At 72.3% G+C, this 2,521-nt stretch carries 3 protein-coding genes; 1 reads left to right on the top strand and 2 read right to left on the bottom strand.

Annotation, left to right across the window (positions count from 1 at the left end; translation table 11 throughout):
• Window positions 1-16: 16 nt before the first annotated feature.
• A complete protein-coding gene (locus WH07_RS34425) occupies window positions 17-1,585 on the top strand; it encodes an AbgT family transporter (protein WP_046508883.1) in 1,569 nt (522 codons plus the stop codon).
• A gap of 236 nt (window positions 1,586-1,821) precedes the next feature.
• On the opposite strand, the gene WH07_RS34420 is transcribed toward WH07_RS34425, so the two are convergent.
• Both WH07_RS34420 and WH07_RS34415 read right to left on the bottom strand, forming a co-directional pair.
• Window positions 1,822-2,097, bottom strand: a complete 276-nt coding sequence (locus WH07_RS34420) for a hypothetical protein (RefSeq protein WP_046508881.1) — start codon at window positions 2,095-2,097, stop codon at window positions 1,822-1,824.
• Between the two features lie 92 nt (window positions 2,098-2,189).
• The coding region (locus WH07_RS34415) for a hypothetical protein (RefSeq protein WP_052744659.1) at window positions 2,190-2,521 on the bottom strand (332 nt) is incomplete at its 5' end.

The raw sequence follows: 2,521 nt of genomic DNA, 5'->3' as shown, positions 1-2,521 counted from the left end.
GCAAGGAGCCGCTCCCATGACCACATCGACCCCCGCCCCACCCGGCAGACCCGCACCACCCGGCGACGGGACCCCGCTGCCGCGCATCGTCCGCGCGATGGCCGTCGTCGAACGGGCCGGGAACGCGCTGCCGCACCCGTTCTGGCTGTTCTGGATCCTGTCCGCGGTCCTCGCCGTGGTCAGCGCGATCCTGGCCGCGGCCGATGTGTCGGTCGTCTCGCCCAGTGACCACAAGACCGTCGCGGTGGAGAATCTGCTCAGCGGTGACGGGCTGGCCATGGCGGTCTCGACGATGATCGAGAACTTCGCCTCCTTCCCGCCCATGGCCACCATCGTGGTCGTCATCATGGGCGTGGCCGTGGCCGAACGCACCGGTTTCCTCGCGGCGCTGATGCGGGTAAGCGTCTCGCGGGTGCCCGCGTCCTGGGTGGTGTTCGCGGTCGCCTTCGCGGGCACCGTGGCCCATGTCGCCTCGGCCGCCGCGTACATCATCCTCGTACCGCTCGGCGGTCTGGCCTTCCGCGCGGTGGGCCGCTCCCCGGTCCTCGGCATCGTCGTCGCCTATACGGCCATCGCCTCCGGGTACGACGCGAGCCCGATCCCCACTCCCAACGACGCCATCTTCGCGGGCATCACCACCGCCGCCGCGCGGATCGTCGGCGGGGACGCCGCCTATGTGTCGCCGCTGAGCAACTGGTTCTTCAACATCGCCTCGTCGCTGCTCCTCGCGGCCGTCATCACCCTGGTGACGAAGTTCGTGCTCAGCCGGCGGCCCGATCTCGACGCCGACCCGGACGCCGACCTCGAAGACCTCGGCGCCCTCACCCTCAGCGCGCGGGAGCGCTCGGCGCTGCGCGCGGCGGTCGTGGCCCTGGTGGCCGTGCTCGTGGTGCTGGTCGCGGTGATGGTGCCGCAGGGGTCACCGCTGCGCGGCGAGGGCGGCAGCATCGTCGACTCGCCGTTCCTGGACGGCATCGCGGCGATCGTCGCCGTGGTGTTCGGTCTGACCGGCATGGTGTACGGGTACCGCTCGGGCTCGATCCGCACGCCCGGCGACGTACCGAGGCTGATGGGCGAGGGCGTCAAGCAGATGGCGCCGGTGCTGGTGCTGTTCTTCGCGATCGCCCAGTTCCTGGCGTACTTCGACTGGACGCACATAGGCGACGTACTCGCCGTCAGGGCGGCGGAGGCCCTGGAGCAGAGCGGTATGCCGATCGTGCTGGTGTTCCTGCTGATCCTGGTGCTGCTGACGCTGGTCAACGTGATGGTCACCAGCGGCTCCGCGATGTGGGCGCTGGCGGCGCCCGTACTGGTGCCGATGCTGATGCTCGTCAGCGTGCCCGCCGAGACGACCCAGGCGCTGTTCCGGATCGCGGACTCGGGGTCGACGGCGATCACCCCGATGAGTCCGTACTTCATCATGGCGCTGGGCTTCCTCCAGCGGTACCGCAAGAACGCCGGGATCGGCACGCTCGCCTCGTACACCCTGCCGCTGGCGGTCGCCATGACGCTGGCGTGGACCGCGCTGTTCCTGGTCTGGTGGGCTACGGGCATTCCGCTGGGCCCCGGCGCCCCGGTGCGCTGACGCCCGGCGGCGGCCGGACCGTACCGCGGCGGAACGAGATCCACGCGGCGCCCCGGAACCATGGCCGGGGCGCCGCACGCCGTTCGATTGCGGCCATATCACCGCAGTCGTACGCCGTCGTAGGCCGTCTTACGCGTTCTTACGCCTTGGTGCGCCTTCGTACGCCGACAGGTGACGGGCGTCCGATCCGGGGGGCCGGCCGCTCCCAGCGGGAACGGCCGGCCGACGAGCCGCCGCTACTGGCGCGTGCCCGTCCTCTTCCGTCGTACCGAGGCTCCGCGCTCCGCGGCGGCCACGGGCGCGGCCTCCCGCTCCGCGTCCGCCGGCCGCGCGGAGCGTGCCGTACTTCCGGACCCTCCCGAGCCCGCCGAACTTCCCGGACTCGCCGGACTTCCCGAACTCCCCGAGCCCGCGGAGCTTCCCGAGCCCGCGGCCCGGCGACGGGCGAGGTCGGCGCGCGCGGCCTCGGCGCGCAGGATGGCGTTCAGTGCGGCGAAGGGGTCAATGGGCATGGCTGTGTCCTCACTGTGAGTTGGGCTGAATCAACTGCTGCTGTCCCAGGGGCACTTGGCGGTACGCGATGGCGTACTCCGGGCCGGGACTCTCAGCAGCGCAGCACCACACAGCGAGGGAAGGCCGGCTGGAGCCGCGGCAGGGCCGGGGCGCACCGGCGGGTGTACGGAGTCGCTCCCGGGCCGTGCGGACCGGGGCGGGTCACCGGGTGGAAGCGCGGCCCGCCGGCCCGTTCCGTTCTGCCGGGGGCGGTCTGTTCGGTCTCGGACGTGTCCTGCTGACCCTCACCGGCCGGTTCACGGGTGGCGGAGGCCGGGGGCGGCGGCTCGGCGCCGGACGCCGCCGGGACGCCCCGGGCGAGCGACATGCCCAGAAAGGCGATCAGTACCAGCAGCGTCACCAGCACGGCCCGCCGCGCGGCGG

Origin of the sequence: Streptomyces odonnellii (genome assembly GCF_000981895.1) — a bacterium.
Taxonomy (GTDB): Bacteria; Actinomycetota; Actinomycetes; order Streptomycetales; family Streptomycetaceae; genus Streptomyces; species Streptomyces odonnellii.
Note: the sequence above shows the minus strand (reverse complement) of the source record. Positions and strands in the feature narration are given on the sequence as shown.